A 2311-nucleotide genomic window follows, 5' to 3' on the forward strand; every position below is an offset into this window, starting at 1 on the left:
TCGATGATGTCGGCCTCCGGCCCGATGATCACCTGAACTGAAGTCGATCGGCGCGCGCGGCGTGCTCAAGCGCGGCGGCAACAGCGTGCAGGTGATCATCGGGCCGGAGGCCGACATCATCGCCGACGAAATGCGTGCCGCGATCGGCAGCGGCGCGACCGGTGCCGCGTCGGCCGCGCCGGCCGCCGCCGCGCAGCCCGTCACGGGCGCGGCGGCCGGCCCGCTCGATCCGGAGCCGACGCGCTGGCTCGCGGTGTTCGGCGGCGCGACCAACGTCGCGTCGCTCGACGCGGTGGCGACCACGCGCCTGCGCGTCGTCGTGCGCGATCCGTCGGCGGTCGATCGCGATCGCCTCGGTGCGCTCGACGTCGCGTGGGTGTCGCTCGACACGTTCCACATCGTCTGCGGCAACGCGGCCGCACGTTATGCCGAACAGCTCGGCGCGCGCCTGCCGCCGTCGGCCGGCGGGGCGGCCGCGCAGCCGGCCTGATGCGATGAAACCGGCCCGACCCGCGATGCGGGTTCGGCCGGGCGGTAAAACGAAAAACGGCTTGCGATGTGTCGCAAGCCGTTTTTCGTTGGAGCGGGGCGACGGCGCGTGGCAGTCGACTGCCGCGCGCTGCGCCCGACGGCTCAGCCGGTCACGGATTCGTCAGCGTGAAGGTCGGCTTCCGGTAGCCGACACCGGCGCGGTCGAGCTTCGGCAATTCGCGTTGCGTGAGCAGCGTCGCGAAACCGGCCCAGTCGCGCTGCAGCGCGGCCGTGTCGACGTGATGCGTGTCGCCGCGCTTGAAGCGCACGCCGGCCGCATATGGCAGCTCCCAGTCGGCCCGGTGCCACGCGCGCTCGGCGAGCGCGAGCAGCCGCGGATAGGCCATGTATTCGAGGAAGGTGTCGTTGCGCATCACCTCGCCCCATGCCTGGCCCTGCATGCCTTCGATGCGCGGCGCGGGGCCCGTGCCGGTCGCCTCGAACGGGTTGCCGTCACGGTCGCCCATCACTTCGGCGTTCTGCGGCAGGTTCTCCGGCGCGAGCGAGAACACCTTGTACTCGTCGGTCGCGTGCGAGCCCCAGTAGTAGCCGCGCTCGCGCGGGTTGAGCGTGTACGGGAAGTCGAAGTACAGGTAGTCGGGCAGCGCGAGCACCGTCAGGTAGCCCTTGCCGCTCAGGTCGCGCGCGCTGTCCGACGCCCCCCAGAAGATCGTGTCCCACAGCGACACCATCACGTGGCGCGTGCTGAAGTCCTGCGGCCCGTTCGCATGCTTGATGCCGTCCTGCCACGCGGCCATCGTGTCGATCCCGTTCGCGCTGACGGCCGCGCTCACCTGTTTCGCGAAACGCGTCGGCAGCTCGTCGATCGACTTGATCTCGCCGCGCTGGAGCAGCGCCGTGCACGCGGGCGAGCGCGCCCACGGCTTGTCCTGCGCGGCGAGATCGATACGCCCCTTGTTCGGGTCGGTGCCGTTCAGCGGCTGGAAGCCCTCGCCGAGGAAGATGTTCTTCGCTTCGTCGCCGCCGTAGTGCCAGGTGCGCAGCGGCGCCTGCGCGTCCGCATGCATCGCCGCGATCTCGCGGATTACCTTCGACGCGAAATTGAGCGCGCCCGGCACGCACGGGTTCAGGTCGCTGCGCCGGTCGTAGAACTGCACCGTCGTCAGGTTCGTCGTGTCCTGCGGATCGAGCAGCCGGTACGCGTTCGCTTCCTGGTCCCGGCCGGCCGCATGCAGCCGCCGGTAGCGCGCCTCCATCGTCACGACGGCCGCGCGCGCATGCGCGGGCATGTCGATCTCGGGGATGACCTGCACGAAGTGCACGGCCGCGTAGCGCACGAGCGCCACGTAGTCGTCGCGCGTCAGGTAGCCGCCGCCCGAGCGGTTGTCGGGGCCCGAGCCGAGCTGCGGCAGCAGGCAGCGCGTCTCGTCCGGGTCGTGGCAGCGGCGCCCGCCGATTTCGGTCAGCTCCGGCAGGCCGGGAATCTCGATGCGCCAGCCTTCGTCGTCGGACAGGTGCAGGTGCAGGCGGTTGAGCTTGTACGCGCTCATCTGGTCGATCAGGCGGCGCAGCGTCGCCGGGTGCTTGAAGTTGCGCGCGAGGTCGACGTGCATCCCGCGGTGCGTGAAGCGCGGCGCATCCTCGACGAGCATCGCCGGGACCGGGCCGCCGCCGGCCGGCACGAGCGAGTAGAGCGTTTGCACGCCGTAGTAGAGGCCCGCGCGATCGTAGCCTTCGATCAGCACGCCGCGCGGCCCGATCGCGAGCCGGTAACCGCCCGGCGTCGCGATGTCGGCCGGCAGCCGGCGCGGCGCGACGG

Annotated in this window: 1 protein-coding gene and 1 pseudogene; one reads left to right on the forward strand and one right to left on the reverse strand. The window is 71.1% G+C overall.

The genetic code is table 11. The features are described from left to right. Window positions 1-31 precede the first annotated feature (31 nt). Window positions 32-490: pseudogene (locus tag G3N62_RS35105) on the forward strand (PTS transporter subunit EIIB); the annotation flags it as partial. A 151-nt stretch (window positions 491-641) separates the two neighbouring features. On the opposite strand, the gene G3N62_RS35110 reads toward G3N62_RS35105, so the two are convergent. Further along, window positions 642-2311 (reverse strand): family 20 glycosylhydrolase (locus G3N62_RS35110; protein WP_206141527.1); only part of this gene is annotated, 1670 nt, incomplete at its 5' end.

It is taken from the genome of Burkholderia sp. Tr-20355 (genome assembly GCF_017104685.1).
In the GTDB taxonomy this organism is placed as follows: Bacteria; Pseudomonadota; Gammaproteobacteria; order Burkholderiales; family Burkholderiaceae; genus Burkholderia; species Burkholderia seminalis.